General features: G+C 75.0%; 22 protein-coding genes and 2 pseudogenes. 14 read left to right on the forward strand and 10 right to left on the reverse strand.

All coding sequences use genetic code 11. From position 1 onward, the window contains the following. Positions 1 to 70: 70 nt before the first annotated feature. On the reverse strand, positions 71 to 385 hold the full coding sequence (locus IE330_RS09710; protein ID WP_190135494.1) for a YidB family protein: 315 nt from the start codon (positions 383 to 385) through the stop codon (positions 71 to 73). A 325-nt stretch (positions 386 to 710) separates the two neighbouring features. Beyond that, positions 711 to 1,370, reverse strand: coding sequence for an NADPH-dependent F420 reductase (locus tag IE330_RS09715; protein WP_190135495.1), 660 nt, complete (start codon positions 1,368 to 1,370; stop codon positions 711 to 713). Between the two features lie 245 nt (positions 1,371 to 1,615). On the opposite strand from IE330_RS09715, the gene IE330_RS09720 reads away from it, so the two are divergent. Beyond that, entirely contained in the window at positions 1,616 to 2,311 is a 696-nt protein-coding gene (locus IE330_RS09720) for a type 1 glutamine amidotransferase domain-containing protein (protein WP_190135496.1), read from the forward strand. Between the two features lie 320 nt (positions 2,312 to 2,631). After that, on the forward strand, positions 2,632 to 3,504 hold the full coding sequence (locus IE330_RS09725) for an aldo/keto reductase (protein WP_190135497.1): 873 nt from the start codon (positions 2,632 to 2,634) through the stop codon (positions 3,502 to 3,504). 69 nt (positions 3,505 to 3,573) lie between these two features. On the opposite strand, the gene IE330_RS09730 is transcribed toward IE330_RS09725, so the two are convergent. Continuing rightward, the gene (locus IE330_RS09730; RefSeq protein ID WP_190135498.1) at positions 3,574 to 4,782 is read right to left on the reverse strand and encodes an MFS transporter; all 1,209 of its coding nucleotides are present in this window, start codon (positions 4,780 to 4,782) and stop codon (positions 3,574 to 3,576) included. Between the two features lie 420 nt (positions 4,783 to 5,202). Here IE330_RS09730 and metG point away from each other — a divergent pair, with 420 nt between their 5' ends. The 3 genes from metG (at position 5,203) to IE330_RS09745 (ending at position 8,162) form a co-directional block, all read left to right on the forward strand. Beyond that, entirely contained in the window at positions 5,203 to 6,792 is a 1,590-nt protein-coding gene (gene metG, locus IE330_RS09735; RefSeq protein ID WP_190135499.1) for a methionine--tRNA ligase, read from the forward strand. Positions 6,793 to 6,994: 202 nt separating this feature from the next. Next, positions 6,995 to 7,735 carry an HD domain-containing protein gene (locus tag IE330_RS09740; RefSeq protein ID WP_190135500.1) on the forward strand — a complete coding sequence of 247 codons (741 nt, stop codon included), beginning with the start codon at positions 6,995 to 6,997 and terminating at the stop codon, positions 7,733 to 7,735. Between the two features lie 37 nt (positions 7,736 to 7,772). Further along, positions 7,773 to 8,162 (forward strand): ASCH domain-containing protein, encoded by a 390-nt coding sequence (locus IE330_RS09745; protein ID WP_190135501.1) that lies wholly within the window; start codon positions 7,773 to 7,775, stop codon positions 8,160 to 8,162. 2 nt (positions 8,163 to 8,164) lie between these two features. Here the strand turns inward: IE330_RS09745 and IE330_RS09750 are convergent, their stop codons facing one another. After that, complete coding sequence (locus tag IE330_RS09750) at positions 8,165 to 8,692, reverse strand: CGNR zinc finger domain-containing protein (RefSeq protein WP_229925527.1); 528 nt, start codon at positions 8,690 to 8,692, stop codon at positions 8,165 to 8,167. Positions 8,693 to 9,022: 330 nt separating this feature from the next. On the opposite strand from IE330_RS09750, the gene IE330_RS09755 reads away from it, so the two are divergent. Then, positions 9,023 to 10,267, forward strand: coding sequence for an MFS transporter (locus IE330_RS09755; RefSeq protein ID WP_190135502.1), 1,245 nt, complete (start codon positions 9,023 to 9,025; stop codon positions 10,265 to 10,267). 143 nt (positions 10,268 to 10,410) lie between these two features. Here the strand turns inward: IE330_RS09755 and IE330_RS09760 are convergent, their stop codons facing one another. After that, positions 10,411 to 11,247 (reverse strand): helix-turn-helix domain-containing protein, encoded by an 837-nt coding sequence (locus IE330_RS09760; protein ID WP_229925519.1) that lies wholly within the window; start codon positions 11,245 to 11,247, stop codon positions 10,411 to 10,413. A 281-nt stretch (positions 11,248 to 11,528) separates the two neighbouring features. Between IE330_RS09760 and IE330_RS38805 the strand changes: the two are divergent. The 3 genes and pseudogenes from IE330_RS38805 to IE330_RS09770 form a co-directional block, all read left to right on the forward strand. Next, positions 11,529 to 11,708: pseudogene (locus tag IE330_RS38805) on the forward strand (DUF5999 family protein); the annotation flags it as partial. Between the two features lie 230 nt (positions 11,709 to 11,938). Further along, positions 11,939 to 12,181 carry a hypothetical protein gene (locus tag IE330_RS09765; protein ID WP_190135504.1) on the forward strand — a complete coding sequence of 81 codons (243 nt, stop codon included), beginning with the start codon at positions 11,939 to 11,941 and terminating at the stop codon, positions 12,179 to 12,181. Continuing rightward, positions 12,178 to 13,269, forward strand: coding sequence for a glutathione S-transferase family protein (locus IE330_RS09770; protein WP_229925520.1), 1,092 nt, complete (start codon positions 12,178 to 12,180; stop codon positions 13,267 to 13,269). Before IE330_RS09765 ends, IE330_RS09770 begins: the two co-directional genes overlap by 4 nt. Positions 13,270 to 13,344: 75 nt before the next feature. On the opposite strand, the gene IE330_RS09775 is transcribed toward IE330_RS09770, so the two are convergent. The 3 genes and pseudogenes from IE330_RS09775 to IE330_RS09785 all read right to left on the reverse strand — a co-directional run bounded on the left by IE330_RS09775 (position 13,345) and on the right by IE330_RS09785 (position 16,195). Continuing rightward, positions 13,345 to 14,565 carry a glycosyltransferase gene (locus tag IE330_RS09775; RefSeq protein WP_190135505.1) on the reverse strand — a complete coding sequence of 407 codons (1,221 nt, stop codon included), beginning with the start codon at positions 14,563 to 14,565 and terminating at the stop codon, positions 13,345 to 13,347. Positions 14,566 to 14,759: 194 nt separating this feature from the next. Next, positions 14,760 to 15,536, reverse strand: a pseudogene (locus tag IE330_RS09780) (MerR family transcriptional regulator); the annotation flags it as partial. 281 nt (positions 15,537 to 15,817) lie between these two features. Continuing rightward, a complete protein-coding gene (locus IE330_RS09785) occupies positions 15,818 to 16,195 on the reverse strand; it encodes a peptidase inhibitor family I36 protein (protein WP_190135507.1) in 378 nt (125 codons plus the stop codon). A gap of 559 nt (positions 16,196 to 16,754) precedes the next feature. Between IE330_RS09785 and IE330_RS09790 the strand changes: the two genes are divergently transcribed. Continuing rightward, positions 16,755 to 17,021, forward strand: a complete 267-nt coding sequence (locus IE330_RS09790; protein ID WP_190135508.1) for a hypothetical protein — start codon at positions 16,755 to 16,757, stop codon at positions 17,019 to 17,021. Positions 17,022 to 17,223: 202 nt separating this feature from the next. Here IE330_RS09790 and IE330_RS09795 read toward each other — a convergent pair whose 3' ends face one another. Next, positions 17,224 to 17,451: a hypothetical protein gene (locus tag IE330_RS09795; RefSeq protein ID WP_190135509.1), complete on the reverse strand. Its 228-nt coding sequence runs from the start codon at positions 17,449 to 17,451 to the stop codon at positions 17,224 to 17,226. Positions 17,452 to 17,653: 202 nt separating this feature from the next. Here IE330_RS09795 and rpmF point away from each other — a divergent pair, with 202 nt between their 5' ends. Both rpmF and IE330_RS09805 read left to right on the forward strand, forming a co-directional pair. Continuing rightward, the gene (gene rpmF / locus IE330_RS09800; protein WP_190135510.1) at positions 17,654 to 17,824 is read left to right on the forward strand and encodes a 50S ribosomal protein L32; all 171 of its coding nucleotides are present in this window, start codon (positions 17,654 to 17,656) and stop codon (positions 17,822 to 17,824) included. Positions 17,825 to 17,866: 42 nt separating this feature from the next. Next, the gene (locus tag IE330_RS09805; protein WP_190135511.1) at positions 17,867 to 18,397 is read left to right on the forward strand and encodes a GNAT family N-acetyltransferase; all 531 of its coding nucleotides are present in this window, start codon (positions 17,867 to 17,869) and stop codon (positions 18,395 to 18,397) included. Between the two features lie 135 nt (positions 18,398 to 18,532). Here IE330_RS09805 and IE330_RS09810 read toward each other — a convergent pair whose 3' ends face one another. Further along, positions 18,533 to 19,444 carry a LysR family transcriptional regulator gene (locus IE330_RS09810; RefSeq protein ID WP_190135512.1) on the reverse strand — a complete coding sequence of 304 codons (912 nt, stop codon included), beginning with the start codon at positions 19,442 to 19,444 and terminating at the stop codon, positions 18,533 to 18,535. Between the two features lie 73 nt (positions 19,445 to 19,517). Here IE330_RS09810 and IE330_RS09815 point away from each other — a divergent pair, with 73 nt between their 5' ends. Both IE330_RS09815 and IE330_RS09820 read left to right on the forward strand, forming a co-directional pair. Then, a complete protein-coding gene (locus IE330_RS09815; protein ID WP_229925521.1) occupies positions 19,518 to 20,357 on the forward strand; it encodes an EamA family transporter in 840 nt (279 codons plus the stop codon). A gap of 75 nt (positions 20,358 to 20,432) precedes the next feature. Continuing rightward, a complete protein-coding gene (locus IE330_RS09820) occupies positions 20,433 to 21,380 on the forward strand; it encodes a GlxA family transcriptional regulator (RefSeq protein ID WP_190135513.1) in 948 nt (315 codons plus the stop codon). Positions 21,381 to 21,759: the final 379 nt, after the last annotated feature.

Below are 21,759 nucleotides of genomic sequence, written 5' to 3' on the forward strand. Positions count from 1 at the left end.
GGTGACACCGGTCTCGCCCACGCGGCCGCCGGCCGTCCCCGAGGGGAGCGGCCGACGGCCGGTCCCCTGCTTACTGCTGGGGGATCTCGCCGTGGGTGCTCAGCGCCTCCAGGGTCGCGGGCAGGGTCTGGGTGACCCGCTCGGCGACGTCGTCCGTGCTGGTGCCGAGGAGCGCGGCGACGCGGCCGACGGTGTCACCCAGGGCCTTGCCGACCTCGTCGGCGGTCAGCGGCTGGTTCTCGCCCGAGCCGAGCCAGGAGTCGACCTTGTCACCGAGGCCGGCCTGACGCAGCTCCTCTATCGCGGCAGTGGCGGTGCTGCCGTCGTAGAGAGTCGCGATGATGAACTGCTCGAGGGGCGTCGCCGGCGTGTCGATGGCAGCCATGTTTCTCCCATGTGTAGCAATCACGTGTGTCATCGGTTCCGAGGCGCGGCGGGCGGCGGGGCCTGGCGTCGCCAGGCGTGTCCGCGCCGCGGCGCCTCCGTGAGACCAGACGTGGGTGTGGTGCCGGAGGGTTGCCCGCTGCCGCCAAGTTGATGTGAACAGTGGGTGAAGGCAGGTGAGTTGGCCGTTCACCTGCGCCTTCATGGCTCAACTCGGCGGGTGTCAGGCGACGTTCCCCTCAGTCGACATGAGGCGGCGTGCAACTCGGTTGTCGAGTGGTGGTGTTCGGCTCGACCGGCATTAGGCGCGGCGTTCGGCTCGGGCGTCAGGCGCGGAACTCCTCGGTGCGCTCCGGGCTCGCGGCCGCCAGTGCCTTGGTGACCTCGGCGACGCCCGCCCGCAGGCCGTAGACGGGCGTGCCGGGCTGCTGGCGCCAGGACTCGTCGACGGAGCCCGCGTCGACGGTGTCGAAGCCGAGTTCGTCGATCAGGTCGCGGACGACGCGCTTGGCCGCCGCGTCGTCCCCGGCGACGGGCAGCGCCATGCGGCCGGGGTCGCCCGCGGGCAGCGGCTTGTCGAGGATGTCCTGGGCGTAGGTGCCGTTGAACGCCTTCACGACGGGGTGCCCGAGGTGCTGCTGGGTCCAGCGGCTCTCGGTGAGGCCGTTCTCGATGGCCTCGATCCTGCCGTCGCGCTGCTTCGGGTAGTAGTTGCCGGTGTCGATGACGGCGAACCCGTCGGCGGCCTCGTCGAACAGGCCCGCCGGCAGGTCCGGGACGTTCTTGAGCGGGATCGTCACGACGACGACCTGGGCGCCGCGGGCCGCCTCGGCGACCGTGACGGGGGTGGCGCCGGTCTCCTCGGCGAGGGCGGTCAGCGTCTGCGGGCCGCGCGAGTTCGCCACGGACACGTCGTGGCCGAGGGCGGTCAGGCGGCGGGTGAGGTTGCCGCCGATGTGGCCCGCGCCGATGATGCCGATCTTCATGGAGTCCTCCGCAGCCGGGTGCGCCGGGACCGGGTGCCGTCGGCGCATGTGTGTCTGCAACTGCCGGGGCGGCGCGTCTATTTCCCATCCGACTTGCCGTGATCTCGCTTCTGGCCTGGTGCGACACGCCGCAGCGGCGGACGGACGCCCGGTGCTGCGTATTCCCGTCGGGCCATCGGATGTCCGATGGCTGCCACGTGTTTCCCTATTGGTTTCCTATGGCGGGTGCGGCCTACGGTCACGGCATGTCGAAGATTCTTTTCGTGATGACCGGCGCCGCGCACTGGACTCTCGCCGACGGAACGCTCCACCCCACCGGGTTCTGGGCGGAGGAGGCGGTCGTACCGTACGCGGCGCTGAAGGAGGCGGGCCACGAGGTCGTGGTCGCCACGCCGGGGGGCGTCGTACCGCCCGTGGACCGAGGCAGCCTGGCGCCGGAGGCCAACGGCGGGCAGGAGGGGGCCGACGGTGTCGCGGCCGCGCTCGCCGCCTTCCACGAGCTCGCGGCCCCCGTCCGGCTGGAGGACGTCGACCTGGACGACTACGCCGCCGTGTTCTGCCCCGGCGGCCACGGCCCGATGGAGGACCTGGCCGTCGACGCCGTCTCCGGGGCGCTGCTGGCCCGCGCCCTGGAGTCGGGCAAGCCCCTCGCGACCGTGTGCCACGCCACGGCCGCGCTGCTCGCCGCCACGGCGGCGGACGGCACCAACGCCTTCGCGGGCTACCGCCTCACCGGCTTCACCAACGCCGAGGAGACCGGGGCCGGGCTCGCGGACAAGGCCCCGTGGCTCCTCCAGGACCGCCTGGTCGCGGCGGGCGCCGCCTTCGAGGAGGGCGAGCCGTGGGCCCCGCACGTGGTCGTGGACCGGAACCTGATCACGGGCCAGAACCCGGCGTCCTCCGGGCCGGTGGCGGCGGAGCTCGTACGACGGCTCGCGTGACGCACAGCCCGGTGGCGGCGCCCACGGCCCTCCTCCCTCCCGGGTGGCGGCGCCACGGCCCTCCCCCCTCCCGGGTGGCGGCGCCCACGGCCCCGCCGCGCCGTGTCGGGCCGTGCCCGGTCGTCCCGTGCCCTGTCCTGTCCGACGTGACGCCCCGTCCCACCAGGGCGTACGAGGTGGCGGCGGACGCTGCCGGGGCGGGGCCGCGTCGCCCCGGGCGCCGTCCAGCGCATAGGTTCGGTGGCACACACCTGGTGGCATCCACCAGGTGTCATCCGTGTGTCACCCGTACGCAGTGAACGTCGTGAAAGGACCGCTCCATGAGCACCCCGAACACCTCGCGCCCCGCCGACGCCTCGGGCTCGTTCGCCCTCGGCGGCGACCTGCCCGTCAACCGCCTCGGGTACGGCGCCATGCAGCTCACCGGGCCCGGCGTCTGGGGCGAGCCGAAGGACCGGGACGAGGCCCTGCGGGTCCTGCGCCGCGCCGTCGAACTCGGCGTGACGTTCATCGACACCGCCGACTCCTACGGCCCCTTCGTCAACGAGGTCCTCATCAAGGAGGCACTGCACCCGTACGCCGACGACCTGGTCATCGCGACCAAGGCCGGGCTGACCCGCTCGGGCCCGGACGACTGGCGCGCGGTGGGCCGGCCCGAGTACCTGCGCCAGCAGGCCGAGTTGAGCCTGCGGCACCTCGGTGTGGAGCGCATCGACCTGTTCCAGCTCCACCGCATCGACGCGCAGGTGCCGCTCGCCGATCAGCTCGGCGAGCTCGTGCTGCTCCAGAAGGAGGGCAAGATCCGGCACATAGGCCTGTCCGAGGTGACGGTCGAGCAGCTCGAGCAGGCCCGCGAGATCGCCGACATCGTCTCCGTGCAGAACAAGTACAACCTGGCCGACCGCTCCGCCGAGGACGTCCTGGAGTACGCCGAGCGCGAGAACATCGCGTTCATCCCGTGGTACCCGATGGCCACCGGCGAACTCGCCCGCCCGGGCGGCCCGCTCGACGCCGCCGCCAAGGAGCACGGCGCGACCGCGTCGCAGCTCGCGCTCGCCTGGCTGCTGCGCCGCTCGCCGGTGATGCTGCCCATCCCGGGGACCTCCCGCGTGGCGCACCTGGAGCAGAACACGGCGGCCGCCGGGATCACACTGACGGACGCCCAGTTCGAGGCGCTGGCGGCCGCGGTCTGACCCGGCCGCCCGGGCCGCGCCGGAGCCGCCCGGCTCCGGCTCCGGCCCCGGCTGGACCCGGCCCGGCGCTCACCCTTCTCGGTGGGCGCCGGGCCGCGCGCACGCCACCGGCACCGCGAGGGCCGCGACCAGGCCCCCGGCCGACATCACCGCCGCCGTGGACGCCCGGTCCACCACCGCCCCGCCCGCCAGGGCGCCCAGCGAGATGGTCGCCTGGAAGGAGGCGGTGAACAGCACCGAGGCCGCCTCCGGCGCACCGGGGGCCGCCCCGGCGAACCAGGTCTGCGAGCACACCGGCACGGCACCGTAGGCGGCTCCCCACACGACGAGCAGCACGACCGCACCGCCCGGCCACCGCCCCGCCCAGGGCAGCAGCAGCGTGGCGAGGGCGATCAGCCCCGCGGCGCAGGCGAAGGCCGCGCGCGGGGCGCGGGCCGCCGCCGCGCGGGCGGCGAAGTTGACGCCGACCCCGGCGGCCCCGTACACCAGCAGGAACACCGTCACGAGGCCCGGGCCGGCCCCTGTCACCTCGTCCAGGAAGGGCGCGACGTACGTGTAGGCGCCGAAGTGCGCGAGGACGACGAGGAACGTCATGACGAGCGCCAGGCGGACCCGCGGGCGCCGCAGCAGCCCGCTCAGGACCGCCGGGCGGAGGGGTTCGGCCGGCGGCAGCGGCGGCAGGACCGCGAGCAGCGCCGCCCCCGCGGCCACGGCCAGGGCCCCCAGGAGCGCGAACGCGGTCCGCCATCCGGCGACGTCCCCGACGAGGGTGCCGAGGGGCACGCCGAGCACCGAGCCCAGCGGTACCGCGGAGAAGACGACCGCCTTGGCCCGGCCGGCCGACTCCCCCGGCACCAGGCGCTCGGCCAGTCCGGCGGCGATCGGCCAGAAGCCGCCGATGGCGACCCCGACCGCGACGCGCGACACCAGCACGAGCCAGTAGGCGGGCGCCGCCGCGGCGAGGACGTTCGCCGCCGCGAGCAGCAGCATGAGGGCGCCGAGCAGCGCCCGCCGGTCGACGCGCGCGGTGGCCGTCGTGACGACGGGCGCGGCGAGCGCGGCCAGGAGCCCCGGCATGGTCATCGTCAGCCCGGCCGTGCCGTCCGTGACCGCGAAGTCGTCCCGGATGGCGGGGAGCAGGCCGATGGGCAGGATCTCCACCGTCACGAGGGCGAAGATCCCCGTCGTGACCGAGGCGACGGCGAGCCACCGCCCCCGTGGCGGCCGACCGGCCGGGATGGAGGGCGCCGGGGCGGTGGCGGGAGGCGAGAGGGGCATGGTTCCGTCCTGGGCGTGGTGGGGTGTCCGGGGGTGCCGCGGTGCTGGTCCGCCGGCGGCGGTACCGAGTCCACCAGGGGCGCCGCGCCCCGGTCTGGCAGCTACGCGACGGCATGGTCGGGCCGGAGGCACGCCACCCGTGCGAGGTCCGACGCGCGCCGACGACGAGCACCCCGGGGGCTGTGGGCCGCCGCCCGCTGACGCGGGGCCGCGGGTGCGGGAGGGCCGCCCGGAAAACGCCGGGCCCCCGCGTGGGGCGGCTGTTAGCATCGCCGCATGATCACGTTCGAGTGCCGCCGCGCCATGATGCCCCGTCGACGGGGCTGCTGACACCGGACGTTCATGTTTCCGAGGCCCCGAGTCGGGGCCTCGTTCCGTACGCAGCGGTTCCGGAGCCCCGCCTCACTCCTGGAGGTTCCGATGACCCCACGCCGTACGTACGTCACGACGACGATCCCCTACGTCAACGCCCGCCCGCACCTGGGCTTCGCCCTCGAACTCGTGCAGGCCGACGTGCTCGCCCGCCACCGGCGCCAGCGGGGCGACGAGGTGCGCCTGCTGAGCGGGACGGACGACAACTCACTGAAGAACGTCCTGGCCGCCGAGGCGCGGAACGTGCCGGTGGCGGAGTTCGTCGACCGCAACGCGCGGGCCTTCGCGGCGCTCGGCACCCCGCTCGCCCTGTCCCTCGACGACTTCATCCGCACCAGCGCCGACCCGCGCCACCGCGTCGGCGTGGAGTGGCTGTGGCGCCGGTGCGCGGCTGCCGGGGACCTGTACCGCAAGCACTACGAAGGCCTGTACTGCGTCGGCTGCGAGCAGTTCCTCACCCCCGCCGAACTCGTCGCCGGCCGCTGCGCCGAGCACGGCACCGCGCCGCAGCCCGTCGCGGAGGAGAACTGGTTCTTCCGGCTTTCCCGGTACGCGGACCGGCTGTACGAGCTGATCTCGTCGGGCGCGCTGCGCGTCGAACCGGCCGCGCGCCGCAACGAGGTGCTCGCCCTCGTCGCGGGCGGCCTGCACGACTTCTCCGTGTCCCGCTCGCACACCCGGGCCCGCGGCTGGGGCATCCCCGTCCCAGACGACCCCGGCCAGGTCGTGTACGTGTGGTGGGACGCCCTCGGCAACTACGTCACCAGCCTCGGCCTCGGCACCGACGACCCCGCCTACGGCCGCTGGTGGGAGGGGAGCACCCGCCGCTGTCACGTCGTCGGCAAGGGCGTCGTCCGCTTCCACGCCGTGTACTGGCCCGCCATGCTCCTGTCGGCGGGGCTGCCGCTGCCCACGGACGTCCTCGTCCACGACTACCTCACCGTCGACGGCCGCAAGATCAGCAAGTCCGGCGGGGCGACCGTCGACCCGGTGGAGCTGGTCGCCGCGTACGGCACGGACCCGGTGCGCTGGTGGCTGCTGCGGGACGTGCCGCGGGTCGGTGACGCGGACTTCACGCGGGAGCGGCTCGTCGCGCGGGCCGACGCCGACTTCGCCGGAGGGCTCGGGAACCTCGTCAACCGGGTCGTGACGATGGCCCACCGGTTCCGGGACGGCCGGCTGCGGCGTGCCGAACCGGCGGCCGGGGGCGGGGGGCGACCCTCTGTCGAGGCCGCAACCGTGGTGGGGACCGAGCGCCTCGCCGCTGCCTGCCACCGCGTCCGGGGCGACGTCGACGCGGCTCTGGAGGACTTCGACTTCCGCCGGGCCACGGCCGCGGTGTGGCGCGTCGTGGAGGAGGCCAACCGCTGTATCGACGTGACGCGCCCCTGGGAGCTGGCCAAGGCCGAGCGGGCGGGTGACCCCCGGGCGGGTGCCCGTCTCGACGCGGTCCTCACCGCCCTGGTCGACGCGTGCCGGGTACTCGCCGAGGAACTGGGTCCGTTCGTGCCGGAGTCCGCCGCCAGGATCGCCGCGCAGTGCGCCGGGACCGACGAGATCGACGGGGCCGACGGGGCCGACGGACGGCTCCCGGCGGCACGGCCGCTGTTCGCGCGGCTCGGCGACGCGGCGGGGTGACCTCCGGGGAGGCGTGCGGGGCGTGCCGCGGGCTGGGCGGGCCGTGGGGTGTGGGGGCAGGGGCGCGCCGCGGGCTGGGCGGGCCGTGAGGGACGGGCGTCGCGGGGCGTGGGCGTCGCGGAGGGCGCGTGGCCCCGCGTGGCAGGAAAGGTGGGTTTCTCGTCATTGCCGCCATGCCGGGCCCGGCACAAGAATCCCTGGCATGACGCGAGACGGCACGAACCCGCAGACGGCACCGGCTGGTCCGACGAGCACCGACACGGACGCCCCCTCGGACACCGCCTGGGGCGCCCTCCGGGAACTCGGCTTCCCGGAGAGCGCCTTGGCGCTGGAGGCCGTCCGGTACGTCCGGTCCCTCGAAGCACCGGCGCTCTTCCACCACAGCATGCGCACCTACCTGTACGGCCGCCACATCGGCGAGCGGCAGGGCCTGGTGCCCGGCCGCGACTACGACGACGAACTGTTCTTCCTGGGCTCGGTCCTGCACGACCTGGGCCTGACCGAGGAGGGCGACCGCGACCAGCGCTTCGACGTCGACGGGGCGGACGTGGCTGCGGAGTTCCTGACCCGGCACGGCGTGGCGGCGGACCGGGTGGAGGTCGTGTGGGACGCGATCGCGCTGCACACCTCCGAGGGCATCGCCTCGCGCAAGCGGCCGGAGATCGCCCTGGTGAGCGCGGGCACCCGGCTGGACATCGCGGGCGACGCCGGGCAGCTCCCGCCCGGGTACGCCGACCGTGTGCACGCGGTGCTCCCGCGCCTGCACGCGGCGCCCGTGCTGCGCGCCGCGATCGTCTCCCAGGCCCTCGCCAAGCCGGGCAAGGCCCCGCTGTACAGCCTGCCCGGCGAGCTCACGCGCCAGTGGACCGGGGCGCCGGCGCCGACGTGGGAGCAGGTGACACAGGCCCCCGGCTGGAATGACTACGAGGGCTACGAGGGCTAGGCTCGGCCGCCCGACCCCGCGAGGAGGCGGACGGACGATGTGGCCACGGGTCGACGGCATGCGCTCCCTGGAGCTGGGCGCGCCCGGCGAGCTGCGCGAGGAGCTCAACGCCTTGGTGCTGTCCGGCGCCAAGACCACGACGACGGGCCTCCTGGAGGACTACGCCCAGGAGACCGAGGGCCTGGAGTTCGTCGGCGAACGCCTCGCCGTCCTGGACGACGACGGCCGGTCCGTCGCCACGGTCGAGATCACCGCGGTGGAGGTCACGGACTTCGCCGAGGTCACGTGGGAACACGCCGACGGCGAGGGGGAGGGCTTCACCACCCTGGCCGATTGGCGCGCGGCCCACCACCGCTACTGGGACGACCTGGGCGCAGCGGTCCGCGACGACACGCGTGTGGTCTGCCTGACGTTCCGGCTGGTCTGAGGTCAGGCAGGCCCCGGCCGCTTCGCCCTGCGGTGGTGCGCCACCCGTTCGCGCGTCGCGCACCGGCGCGAGCAGTAGCGCCGCGCAGTGCCGGGGCCGACCGCCAGGTACACGTGGGCGCAGCTCGGCGACGCGCACAGGCCGCCGGGCGGCCGCTGGCGGTCCCAGAGCAGGACGGTCAGGGCCATGCACGACGAGGCGAGGAACCACTCCCCCCAGGGCGCCGCGTCGTCGCTGTCGAGGTGCGGGTGCCAGGGTGTCCCGCCGCCGTGCGAGGTGAGCCGGAGCGGGCCGCAGCCAGCGGCCAGGAGCCGGTTGAGGCGGTGCGCGGCGGTGTCGGTGTCGGGCGCGGCGAAGACCTCGCGCAGGGACACGGCGGCGGCACGCATCTCCTCCACGCCGTCGGCCGAGAGGTGCAGCGGGTCCGTCTCGCCGTACTCGCGCAGCACCGCCTCGACCGCCGCCACCGTCGGCGCCGCGTCGCAGAGGACGTTGACGAGGGCGGCGGTGCGCCGGGCGGTACGCAGCACGGAGTGCCGGGTCGACCACTCGTCGGCACCCGGCCCGTCCTGACGGGCACTGCTCGACTGCCCCGCGTCGCGCCCGTGCTCCCGCCCGTCTCCGAGCCCCGCTTCATGCTCGTACTCGTGCTCGTGCTCGTACTCGTGCTCGTGCTTGCTCAGGGTTCCCCCTCGGGTCCGCTCTCGCGCCTTGTTCCACGAGTGAGCGGCGAGCGCGCTCTCGTGCTCCTGCCCGTGCTCCTCCGTGTGCTCCGTCGCGCGCCCCGCCGTGGAGCGACGCACGCGCGCACACTGTAACGCCCTTCCCTACTTTTTACGTTACCTCGTAACGTCCCCCGCATGATGAAGCGTTACCGCATGGTGGCCTACCTGGGCGGCGCGGCGGCCGCGAGGACCGGGGACGAGATGTCGGGGCCCGCGCTGCTGCTGGCCGGGCTCGCGGCCACCGGATCGGCGGCGACCGGATCCGCGCTGTTGTCCGGGATCACGCTGTCCGCCGCCCTGGGCGGCCCCGTCTTCGGCGCGATGCTCGACCGGTCCGCGCGGCCCGGGCGGCTGCTCGCCGGTGCGGTCGCCGCCTACGCGGCCGCGCTCCTGGCCGTCCTGCTGGGCCTCGGCCGCGTGCCCCTGCCGCTGGTCGTCGCCACGGCCGTGCTCGGCGGGCTGCTCGGGCCCGCGCTCGCCGGCGGCTGGACGTCCCAACTGCCCCGCGTGGTGGCTTCGGAGGCCCTGCCGCGCGCCAACGCCCTCGACGCGCTGACCTACAACGCCGCCGGTCTGGCGGGCCCGGCCCTCGCGGGTCTCGTGGCCCTGTTGGCCGGCCCTGCGGCGGGGGTGGTGGCGTCCCTCGCGTTGATCCTGCTCGCGCTGCCGGCGGCCTGGGCGCTTCCCGGCCGTCCGGCGGCGACACCCGACGGCCCCGCCTCCTCGGTCCTCGCCGACCTGGCCTCCGGCTTCGTCGCCATCGGCAGCACCCGGCCCCTGGCGCGGGCGACGCTGACGTCCGTCGTGTCGTACGTCGGCGTCGGCATGCTGGTGGCCTGTACTCCCCTGCTCGGCGAGGAGGCGTGGGGCTCGTCCCACGCCGGTACGTTCCTGCTGACAGCCCTGGCGGCGGCCTCGCTGACGGCCAACGCCCTGCTCGCCCGGCGGCCCGAGCTGCTGCGGCCCGACGCCACCGTCCTCGCGAGCACGCTCGTCCTGGCCGCAGCGCTCCTCCTGGCGGCGACGGCCGCGCCCGTGCCGCTGGCCGCCGCGATGGTGGTCGCGGGGGCCGGGGCGGGGCCCCAGCTCACCGCGCTGTTCGCCGTGCGGCACCGCGAGGCCCCGGAGCGGCTGCGCGGCCAGGTCTTCACCACGGGCGCCAGCTTGAAGATCACGGGGTACGCGGTCGGCGCGGGCCTCGGCGGCCCGCTGGCCACCTGGTCGCTGCCCGGCGCCCTGCTCGTGGCCGCCGGGTGCGAGGTGCTGGCCGCGGCGGGCTACTTGGCCTGCACGGCGCCGTCCCGGCCCGCCGACGGACCGTCACACGGGCCGCCGGACGGAGCGCCGCCGACACCCGCCCCTGAGAGGCGGCACCCATGAGAGGCAGCATCCCTGAGAGGCAGCACGCCTGAGAGGCAGCATCCCTGAGAGGCGGCACGCCTGAGAGGCAGCACACCTGAGAGGCAGCACACCTGAGAGGCGGCGCCCACCGCCGCGCCTGCCGGCGCACGGGGCGACCGCCCTCACCACCCCTGCTGCCACACGCCGTCCGGGTCCCGTCGCATCCGCCCCGCCAGCACGGCCGGGGTGCACCCGGCGAAGGCCCGTACGTCCCGGTGCAAATGGGACTGGTCGGCGTACCCGCAGGACTCGGCCGTCTCGGCGGCGCCCGTGCCCGTGGACAGGGCGCGTACGGCACGGTCGAAGCGGACCAGCATCGCGGCGCGCTTGGGCGTCAGGCCGACCTGGGCGGTGAACCGTGACCAGAGCCGCTTGCGGCTCCAGCCGCACGCCGCCGCGAGGTCGTCGACCCGTACCCGGCCGCGCCGGGCCACGATGGCCGACCAGGACGCGGCGACCTCGGCCGTCATCCGCGGGGCCGCGTCCCAGCGGCGGGCGAGGAACGCGTCGACCAGGGCGAGGCGGTCCTCCCAGCGCGCGCACGTAGCCATCCGCTCCCGCAGATGCGTCTCGGGGCGCCCCCACAGGTCCCGCAGTCCGACGACCGCGCCGTCCAGGTCGGCCGGGGCGGTGCCGAGCAGGGAGTAGGCCGCCACCGGCGACATGCGCACCTCGACGCAGCTCACCCGCTCGCCCCGGATGCGCGCGCCCGCCGGTGCGAGACCGGCGACGAGGCCCTCCAGTCCGCGCCGCCCGTCGGACGTCTCGACGGCCAGAGGGTCTCCGCCGAAGGTGAGGACGAGGGTCAGCCGCGGCTGCGGGAGCACGCGCATGTCGACGCCGGCCGCCCCCGTGTCGCGGTACCCCACCACCTCCACGCCGCGCAGGAGCCTTGCCCCGCCCGGCCGTACGACCTCCCACGCCCCTGCGCGCTCCCGCCGGAGCCGGTCCGCTGCCACGCCCACCAGCGTACGTCCGGGCACCCGGGCCCCGCGGATGCCTGGGTCCACACGGTCGCCGGCGGCTTCTTCCCGTGGGCCGCGACACGTCTCACCGAGGACAGCGAGGGCGCACGGCGCGCACTGCCGGAGCACTGGGGTACGGGGTTCCTCCCCGCGTGAATCAGCGTGCCTTGGTGAGCCCCCGCGGCGATGAGTCGCAGCGCGCGCCGGAGTCATTAATCGTACTAGGGGGGTGCCGCAGCGAGCGGCGCCGCAGAACAGCGACCCGGAGGTGCGCCATGTGTGCCCATCAGCCGCCGTGCCCATCCGCCGACGGATCCGACCGGGATGCCGCGCGCGTCGTCAGCGCCCACCCCGAGCAGGGTTGGAGCCTGCTGTGCAACGGCACGATCGTCTTCGACGACACCGGTGAACTCCTGCCCGACGGGCGCGTGGTGCCCCCGCTGCGTCCGCTCGCGCCCCGGCCCCCGAAGCTGACGATAGCCAGGCACCGGATGCTTCAGGTGCCCGACCGCTCCGACGGACGAGCCGCGGCCGGAGGTCCTGCGGCATCAGGTGAGGCGTTCCGCGACGCGCAGCCGGTAGAGAGGCACGCGCGAGGCGCTTGAGGGGCAATTGTCAGACCCGTGCGCGAGAGTGGGTGTCGCACCGTCACACACAGGACTCACGGGTTGAGGAGCCACGCGACATGACCGGCACGACGTATCCCGAACTGGCGGCCGCGCAGGCCTGCTTGCGGCTGCTGCACACCGCGCGCGCCGCGCTGTCCGACCCCGTGGCGCCGGGCGCCGCGCTGCTGCTCGCCGGGCCGATCGCGGAGGCCGACGAGGCCCTGCGCAAGGCGGGCCTCGCGGGCAACGAGGCGGCGCTGCTCGACCGCGTCTACGACCTCGCGCCGCTGCCCGCCCCGCGCGCGGAGCGCCTGCGGTGAGCGCCGCCGAGGACGCGCGTGCCGGGGCGGCGGGAGCCCGGGGCACGGGGACGGATGACGGGGACACGGCGAAGAGCAACGCCACGTACGGCAGGAAGCCGTTCAAACGCTCCAAGAGCCACTTCGCGGACCGGATCACGGCCGACGCCCGGGACGGCTGGCCGGTGGAGGCGGGGCGCTACCGCCTGGTGGTCAGCCGCGCCTGCCCGTGGGCGAGCCGCGCGCTGGTCTCCCGCCGACTGCTCGGCCTGGAGGACGCGATCTCGCTGGCGGTCACGGACCCGATCCAGGACGACCGGAGCTGGCGCTTCACCCTCGACCCGGACGACCGGGACCCGGTCCTCGGCATCCGCTACCTGAGCGAGGCGTACGACGCCCGGGAGACCGGCTACCCGGGCGGGGTGAGCGTGCCCGCCCTCGTGGACACGGGCAGCGGCAAGCTCGTCACGAACGACTACCAGCAGCTCACGCTGGACCTGGCCACGGAGTGGACGTCCCTGCACCGGCCGGGCGCGCCCGACCTGTACCCCGAGCCGCTGCGCGACGAGATCGACACCGTGATGGACGGCATCTACCGCGACGTCAACAACGGCGTGTACCGCGCGGGGTTCGCCGCCGGGCAGAGCGAGTACGAGTCCGCGTGCCGGGACGTGTTCCGGCGCCTGGAGGAGACCTCGGCGCGGCTGGAGCGCCGCCGCTACCTCGTCGGCGACACGATCACCGAGGCCGACATCCGGCTGTTCACGACCCTGGTGCGCTTCGACGCCGTCTACCACGGCCACTTCAAGTGCAACGTACGGAAGCTGACCGAGGACCCGGTGCTGTGGGCGTACGCCCGGGACCTGTTCCAGACGCCGGGCTTCGGCGACACGGTCGACTTCGACCACATCAAGCGGCACTACTACCAGGTGCACACGGGCATCAACCCCACGGCTGTCGTACCGCTCGGGCCGGACCTCTCCGGCTGGCTGACCCCGCACCACCGCGAGCAGTTGGGCGGACGCCCGTTCGGCGAGGGGACGGCACCGGGGCCGGTCCCGCAGGGTGAGGAGGTGCCGCCGGAGGGACGGCCGGAGCGGCGGCGGTGACGTGCCGGGGCGGGACCGGGGCCGGGACGCCCTCCGCCACCCCGCCGTGACGAAGTCCCCCCGGCCCCCGTCGCCTCACCCGCGCTCCAGGCTCTCCACGGCCTTGAGGGCCTGCCCGGCCGCGTCCTCCGTGGCCATCGCGCGGGCGACGGCCCGGGCGGCGGACGCGTACGCGGGGTCGCGGACCGCGCGGGTGAGCGCGTCGGCGAGGCCGTCCGCGGTGAGCCTCCGGAACGGGACGGGGCCGGGCGCGGCGCCGACCGCTGTCAGGCGCGCCGCCCAGAAGGGCTGGTCGGCGGTGACGGGCACGGGGACGGCCGGGACCCCGGCGCGCAGCCCCGCCGCCGTGGTCCCCGCGCCCGCGTGGTGCACCACGGCCGCCAGCCGCGGGAACAGCAGGGCGTGCGGCACCTCACCGATCGTCAGGACCTGGTCGCTCGCGGCCCGGAGCCCGGCCCGGCCGGACTGCAGGACGCCCCGGAGGCCTGCCCGGCGCAGGGCCGCCACGGCGAGTTCGCCCAGCCGCTCCCCCTCACCCGCCGCCATGCTGCCGAAGCCGATGAACACGGGGGGCGGGCCGTCGGCCAGGAACTCCTCGACGGCCGGTGGCAGCCGGGCGTCGGCGGCCAGGTGCGGCCACCAGTTGCCCACGACGTCGAGCCCGGCGCGCCAGTCGGCGGGACGGGCCACGACCGCCGCGGAGAAGCCGTACAGGACGGGCCAGTGTGCTCGTTCCCGACGGGCGCGGACCGTGGCCGGGGCGGCGGCGGGCAGGTCGAGCCGGGCCCGCAGGTCCCGGACCGCGTCGGCGTAGACCCGGTCGACCATGCGCAGGGAGAAGCGCCCCGCCGTCCGGTTGCCCCAGCCGCCGAGGGAGCGCGCGCCGCTCACCACGGGGGCGAAGGCCCGGGTGGGGTGGGCGGGCTGGAGGTAGGCGCCGAGCGCCGGCACGTCCATGGCTTCCGCGAGCTGCCATCCGAGGGGCGCCGTGGTGGCGGACAGGACGAGCGCGTCGGCCCCTTCCCCGGCCACGTCGACGAGCCCGGCGCCGAGCTCCCGTACGAACGCGGTCGCGGTGCGCAGCAGCTCCTTGCGCCCGCCGGCCGCCGTCGGTCCCCGTCGGCCGGGGTCGCCGGGCAGAGCGCGGAACCGGAGGCCGGAAGCGCGTACGAGCGGGGCGAACGTGTCGTGGGCGGCGAGCGTGACGTCATGGCCCGCCGCGCGCAGACGGGCGCCGAGGCCCGTGTACGGGGCGACATCACCGTACGAACCGGCCGTGGTGATCAGGATCTTCATCGGTGTCCTCGGGGTGCGGCGTGTCCTCGGGGTGCGGCGTGCCCTGGGGATGCGGGACGGGTTTCCTCGGCATCGGCCCTGGGGGTGCGCGCCCGGGTACGCGCCCCGGCCACAGGGGTACGCGACCGAGTACGGGCCTCCACGGGGTCCGACGGGGCGACACCGTCAACCTCAGGTCCAGGGTGAGACTTCGGCTCGTGGACGCCGTGCGCGGCGGCGTTCGCGCGCACGGCCTCCGCCAGGTACGCGGCGAGTCCGGGCCGCTGCTGCGGCTCCGGTACGAGCAGGGCGAAGGCGCGCGGGTCGGCCACGAAGTCGGCGGCGACGCGCAGGTGCGTGTCGGGCGGGCAGTCGGTGAACCAGCGCTCGATGTGGTTCCGGTGCCGTTCGGCGAGGGCCGTGGCCGTCGGCCCGTCGGCGGGCTCGCCGGCGTCGAAGGCCGCGAGCACCTCCTCGCGCCAGGCCGCGGCCTCGGCCATGATGCGGGCCCAGTCCTCCTTGGTGTGCTCGGAGGCGCGGGCCATGGCCTGCCGGTGGGCGGCGCTCCCCTGCCACTTGAGTCCGGCCTCGGTGGCGTAGCTGAGGTCGAAGGTGAGGTCGCCGAACACCTCGGACCGCTCGCGCGGGCTGAGCCGCACGCCGGTCCGCTGCACCTCCATCGCCCGCTCGGTGACCTCCACCAGCCGCTCCAGCTCGGCGATCCGCGCACGCAGGGCCGCGCGCCGGGCCCGGAGCCGGTCCAGGGCGTCGGCCCCCGGGTCCGCGAGGATCTCCGCGATCTCGTCGAGCGCGAAGCCCAGCTCCCGGTAGAACAGGATCTGCTGGAGGCGCGCCAGGTCGGCGTCGCCGTAGAGCCGGTAGCCGCCGGGGCTGCGCTCGCTCGGCGTGAGCAGTCCGGCGCGGTCGTAGTGGTGCAGGGTCCGGACCGTGACCCCGGCGAAGCCGGCCACCTGCCCGACGGTGTAACTCATGGCGTTCACCCTTTCGTCGACGCCCAGCCTGCGGCCTGACGTGACGTGAGGGTCAACCGGGGGCCGGACGCGGTGTCCGCGGGCGACCACGTGATGGCCAACCGCCGCCACGGCGGCCCCGGCACATGTCTGCGCCCCTTCGCCCAGGGCGAAGGGGCGCAGGGGCGAAGTGCCTCCGGGCACGGGTGCGCCGCAGGAGGGAACCCGCCCGGCCGGTGAACCCGCCCGGCCGCGGGCGCCGCGCGGACGGCCTGGACGCTGCCGGTCCGCGCGGGCAGGGGTCAGCAGCGGATCGAGGACGCAGTGTCGTTCTCGTTCCCCGGAAGGTTGACGCGGAAGCCGTTCCTCATGTCGTGCGAAGCGCCCCGGAAGTGCTCGTGCTCGAACCAGTAGCAGGTGACGCCGGAGTCGTTGGACCACGAGGTCATCTGGTCGTTCATACGGACGTTGTGCAGCGACCAGAGCTCGTCCCCGCGCTCGAAGGCGACGCCGCCGCCCCGGAAGTTGCCGTCCTTGTAGATGCAGAGGCTGCGGGACGGGCAGTTGGACCCGGAGAAGTGGGTGATGGCGGACGGGCCCTTGGAGGGTTCGGCCGTCGCCGGACCGGCGCCGAGACCGACGGTCATCAGCGCGGCGGCCAATAAGGCGGTGCGGAACATGAGTACTCCCCTTCTTGGTGTCGAAGTGAGGTGTGCCGAACGTGCCGAAGTGTGGTGCGGCGTGTTGCGGCGCTGGGTGTTCCGGACCCGCGGGAACGGGCTCGCAGGAACGGGCCTGCGGGAACGGGCCTGCGGAAGCGGGCCTGCGGAAGCGGGCCTGCGGAAGCGGGCTTATGGGAACGGGCCTGCGGGAACGGGCCTGCGGGAACGGGCCTATGGAAAGGTGGCCGGAAAGGGGCCCGGCGCTGCGGTATTCGCGTTCGCTGTGGCGCGTACGGCCGAGAGGCATGCACGGTGCGTCAGCAACCGGAGTCGGCTCACTCGCAGGCTCGCGACGACTGCTGCGCAAACAGTCACCGACACGGGCTGCTCGTACCGTTCTACAACCGACTCGTCCGACGTGGTACGTCCGTACCCCCACGGGAACTGACCGAGTATGACCGGCCTCGCCCCCGACGGCCCGACGCCCGACGTGTCCGAACGACGGCCACGATCACACCACCGGCGCCCGCCGGGCGGCCCGTTCCCTGTCCGTAGAGCGGGGCGAGGTCGGGGCCCCTTGCAGGCGCTCACTCGGCTGCTCGTGAACTGGTGCCCGGAGACCCTGCGCTGGCTGCTCCCCGAGGACGTGGCAACGCTCCGTCGCTTCTGGGCCCAGGTGGAACGTGACCTGCCGTCCCTGCGCGGTCCCTTCGCACAGCACGTCCCCGAGCCCGCGGGGCAGATCATCAGCTTCTCGTCGTTCGCTGCCCTCGTCACCGAATGGGGCGAGGTGGTCACCGAAGCCGCGGAACGCGGGTGGGGCATCATCGGCCTGCAGTGCTGACGTGGCTGCCCGAGCCGGGGTGGCAGCCCCGGCCACGCCGCGGTGCCGGTGGGCAGGCGGCGCCGGGCCGAGCGCCCGGCGCGTCCGCCGTTCCAGGGCAGGGGCCTGCGCGGGAAGAACGCTCCGCCGTCTTCAGCGGCACTGCCCGCCGACCACAGAGGCCGACGCGCCCCCGCCCTCAGGGTTCGCGCACCGCGGGCTCTCAGAACTCCGCGCGGGCGGAGGGTTCGCGGCCGTCCTGGGCCTGTTGTGCGCGCTCGGTGATCATCCGGGCCAGGGCGGTCAGGGCCGCGGGGTCGAGGGAGTCGCCCGAGCGGTACGTGGTCCAGGTGACGACGGTGCCCACGCGGACGCCCACCTCCGCGCCCGCCCCGTTCACGATCTCCTTGCGGTAGGCGACGCGCTCGTCGCCCAGCGGCTCCACCGGCATCGGATCGAGCCCGTCGGTGTTCTTCCCCTTGTCCGCGCGGACGCCGTCGAACCGCGCGGCGGCGTGGTCGGCGGTGTCGTACGCCTGGACGTGGAAGAACGCCCCCGCGGGAGTTGCGCACTCCGCGCACGCTTTTGTTAATGGAAGCCATTTTCATGTACGGTCGGGGTGTCCCACCCGCCCCGTGCCCCGGAGGATCACCATGGCCGTTCCCAAGCGGAAGATGTCCCGCAGCAACACCCACCACCGCCGCGCCCAGTGGAAGGCGAGCACGGCACAGCTCGTGCCCGTCACGGTCGACGGTGTCACGCACCTCGTACCGCAGCGCCTGGTGAAGGCGTACGAGCGCGGGCTGATCCCGGTCGAGCGCTGACCCGGTGCCACGGCTCCCCCGGCCCCGGGGGATCATGCCGGGATGACCGACCATGTGACCGGCCCGGCGGCGGCCGTACGGCTCGCGGAGTACACGCGCGCCGACCAGGACCAGATCCTCGGCGCGGGCCCCGACCCCTTCGGCGTCGCGGACACCGGCCTGACGTGGCTCCCCAAGGAGGAGCACTTCGGCATCCGGCTGGCGGGCCGCCTGGTGGCACACACCGGGCTGCGCCGCATACCTCTGACGGTCGGCGGCGCCAGGACCGAGGCCGTGGGCGTCGGCGGAGTGGCGGTCGCGCCGGACGTGCGCGGGCGCGGACTCGCGCGGGCCGTCGTCGCGGCGGCCCTGGACCACGCCCGGACGATGGGCCCGCACCACGGCCTGCTCTTCTGCCGTCCGCCCCTCGTCGCCCTGTACGAGCGCCTCGGCTGGCGGACGCTCGACCGCGAGGTGTACGTCGAGCAGCCCGCCGGGCCCGTCGTCATGCCCCTGCGCACCATGTGGACGCCGCTGCGCGCGGGCGCGGAGTGGGCGGACGGCGACGTACGCCTCCTCTCGTACCCCGTGTGACGCCGCCCCTCGTGCGAGGTCGCACTTCATGTGCGCCACCCCCCGTACGCCGCCCCCGCACCCCTCCCCCCGCACACCTCCCCCGCGCGAGGCCTGCGCGTCGCGGCCCCCGCCCCCGGAGACGGACTCCGGCCGTCAGGCGCCGGGAGCGTGCGCCGACGCCGCCTCCCGCAGGGCCTCCAGGCCGGTTCTGACGAGGGGGTGCTCGGCGCTGCCGCGGCGCACGGCGGTCAGCAACTGCCGTACGGGGGCCGGCGCGCCGGTCACGGGGACCCGCGTCACCGCGTGCCGGGGCAGCGGCACGATCCGCGGGACGAGGCAGATTCCGAGGCCCTCAGCGACGAGGGCGGAGACCGCGTACCACTCCTTGACCTGGTGCACGACACGAGGGGTGAAGCCGGCGGCCGCGCACGCCGCGAGCACCAGGGGGTGGGTGTCGTTGTCGCGCGCCTTGACGATCCACGCCTCCTCGGCCGCCGCGCCGAGCGGGACCCCTTCGGGCCGGGCGAGCCGATGGCACTCGGGCACCAGCAGGTCCTGGTGGTCCGTCAGCAAGGGCGTCTGCTCGAAGCGGGGGTCGGTAACCGGCGGCGCGTCCGGGCCGGGGAGCACCAGGGCCACGTCCGCCTCCTCGGCGAGCAGCAGGCGGTAGCACTCGCCGCTCTCCTCCTCGACGAGCAGGGGCTCCACCAGCGGGTGCGCCGTCCGCAGTCGGGCCACGGCCGGGGCCGCCAGCGTGGCCAGCGCGGAGGACACCCCGCACAGCCGCAGCACGCCCCGAGGGCCCGCGCCCTGCTGGGCCAGCTCCGCCCGGGCCGCCTCCCATTGCAGCCGCAGCGCGTCGGCGTGGCGCAGCGCGATGTGCGCGGCCGGTGTCAGCCGCACGCGCCGCCCCTCCGGCCGGAGCAGTTCCACCCCCAGGTCCCGGCCGAGCAGCCGCAACTGCTGCGAGACGGCCGAGGGCGTCAGATGCAGCGCGGCCGCGGCGGCGGTCACGGTGCCGTGCTCGGCGAGTGTCTTCAGGACGTGCAGCCGACGGTCAATCATGTAGCCGAGCCTAAACAGTTGGCCGTACGAGACGTCGCTGGACGTGGACGGTCGCGGTGCCAAGCCTGGAGTGATGACGAAGCTTCCTGCTCCCGCGCTGATGCTGGGGAGCGTGCTGAGCATCCAGTTCGGGCAGGCCGTCGGCAAGCAGCTCGCCGGTGCGGTGGGCGCGTCGGGCGTCGTGGCCCTGCGTCTCGGGACGGCCGCCGTGGTCCTGCTGCTCCTGTACCGACCGTCGCTGCCGCGCAGCCGTACGGACGCGTGCCTGGTGCTCGGCTTCGGTACGGCCGTCGCGGGCATGAACCTGGTCTACCCCGCGATGGTCCTGCTGCCGCTGGGCCTGGCCAGCGCCCTGCAGATCCTCGGTCCCCTCACGTTGGCGCTGCTGACCGCGCGTCGCGCCCGCGAGGCGGGGTGCGCTCTCCTGGCCGGGGGCGGGGTGTGGCTTTTCCACGCCCCGCAGGGCACCGGGTTCCCGCTCGGCGGCGTCCTGCTGGCGCTGGCCTCCGGGGCCTGCATGGCCGCCTACCTGGTCCTGAGCAGGCGAGCGGGGGCCGCCGGCGGCGGCGGGGACACCCTGGCCCTGGCGGTGGCCTGGGCGGCGGTGCTCACCGTGCCGCTGGGCGTGGCACGGCACGGGACGCGCCTGTTCGCCCCGGACGTGCTGCTGCCCGGGGCGGTGGTGGCGGTGCTGTCGGCCGTGCTCCCGTACGCGCTGGAGCTGGCCGCCCTGCGCCGCCTGCCGACGCGGACGGTCGGCGTGCTGGCCGCCCTCGAACCGGCGAGCGCGGGCCTCGCGGGGACGCTGGTCCTCGACGAGCACCTCCGGGCCACGCAGTGGGCGGCCCTGGCCTGTGTGGGCGCGGCGAGTGCCGGGACGGTCGTGGGGCGACCGCGCTCGGAGGCTTCCTGAGGGCCCACCGGGACGGCGAGGCAGCGAAAACCCCTCCTGGGGAGGCGAACAGGGGTGCGGCTAGGCTCCCTTGGCATGCATGTAGTCGCGGTCCTCGCGCTCGACGGGGTGTCGGCCTTCGACCTCACCATCCCCTGCCAGGTGTTCGCTCTCGCGCATCTGCCCGACGGCTCCCCGGCGTACGACGTGCGCGTCTGTGCCGACCGGTCCGTGACGGCCATGGCCGGGCCCTCGGCGCCGTTCCAGCTCTCGTCCCCGTACGGCGTGGAGGACGCGCGGTCCGCGGACACCGTCGTCGTCCCGGGAGTGCCCTCCGAGCGCGTCCCGCACCCGCGTGCCGTACGGGTGTTGCGGCAGGCGGCGGACCGCGGGGCCCGCATTGCGTCCATCTGCACCGGCGCGTTCGCCCTCGCGCACGCCGGGCTCCTCGCGGGGCGGCCCGCGACGACGCACTGGCACTTCGCCGCCGCCCTGGCCGAGCGGTACCCGGACGTCCGCGTCGACCCCTCGGTGCTCTACGTCGACGACGGGCAGGTGCTCACCTCGGCCGGGATCGCCGCAGGCCTCGATCTGTGCCTGCACATGGTCCGTGTCGACCACGGCGCGGCCGTCGCGGCCCGGGTCGCGCGGATGCTGGTGATGGCGCCCCAACGTACCGGCGGCCAGGCGCAGTTCATCGAGTACCGCACGCCCGGGTGCGACTCCGCGGACCTCGGGCCCACGCTGCGGTGGATGCGGGACAAGCTCGGCGAGCCCCTCAGCCTCGCCGACATCGCCGCCCACGCCCTGATGAGCCGGCGCAGCCTGGCACGCCACTTCCGGGCCCAGACGGGCACCACGCCGTTGCGCTGGCTGCTCGCGCAACGCGTGCAGCGGGCCCGGGAGCTGCTGGAGACGACGTCGCTGCCGCTGACGCGGGTGGCGGAGGCCACCGGCTTCGGCTCCCTCGAAACCCTCCGCCACCACTTCGTCCGCCAGGTGGGTACGACGCCCTCCGCCTACCGGGCGGCCTTCCGCGGGTGAACGCGCGTGCGCAGGCAGGAGAGGCCTCCGGTCGCGTGCGGGCGGGCCGCCCACGCGGGCGGCCTGGCCGTATCTTGCGCGTTCCCGGCACGGGTGCCGGTGCCGTCGGCCGCCGGGCGCGGCAAGACTGACGACGTCCCGGCGCCCCGGCTCGGCCCGGTCCGCACTCCCTGCGGCCCGGGCCGAACACGGGTCCCGGCCTTGGTCCTGGATCTGCTCATGTCCCGGCCCGGCCTTGCCCGGCTTGGGCCCGGCCCTGGCCCTGCCGGTCCTGACCCTGCCGGTCCTGACCCTGCCGGCCCTGTCCTTGTCGGTCCTGTCCTTGTCGGTCCCGTCCGGCGGAACCGCGCCGCCCCGTCGACCTCCCGGAGGCTCCTCC

It is taken from the genome of Streptomyces longispororuber, assembly GCF_014656095.1.
Taxonomy (GTDB): Bacteria; Actinomycetota; Actinomycetes; order Streptomycetales; family Streptomycetaceae; genus Streptomyces; species Streptomyces longispororuber.